The following is a 211-nucleotide window of genomic DNA, read 5'->3' as shown; positions in this document are numbered from 1 at the left end:
GGCCTTCCGGGACCTGAAGGGGCGGGGGTTTGGGCTGGACCGGCACGGGCTCAGGACGGAGGGAAGCCTTAGGGGATGGCTTTGGCTTTTGTTCCTAGGGATGGTGCTCTTGGTTCTGTTGGGGGCCGCCTTGCGGGGCGGGGAGTGGTGGCCGAAGGTGGTGGCGCATCCGGAGCGGCAGAGCCTTTTCCGACTAGCCCGCCTCCTTCTG

General features: G+C 66.8%; 1 pseudogene. It reads left to right on the top strand.

Features of this window, described 5'->3' with window-relative positions:
• Nucleotides 1–211 (top strand): annotated as a pseudogene (locus L0D17_RS13470) (IS4-like element ISTth2 family transposase); the annotation flags it as partial.

Origin of the sequence: Thermus thalpophilus, from assembly GCF_022760915.1 — a bacterium.
GTDB classification, from domain to species: Bacteria; Deinococcota; Deinococci; order Deinococcales; family Thermaceae; genus Thermus; species Thermus thalpophilus.
This window is presented reverse-complemented; position numbering and strand designations above follow the sequence as displayed.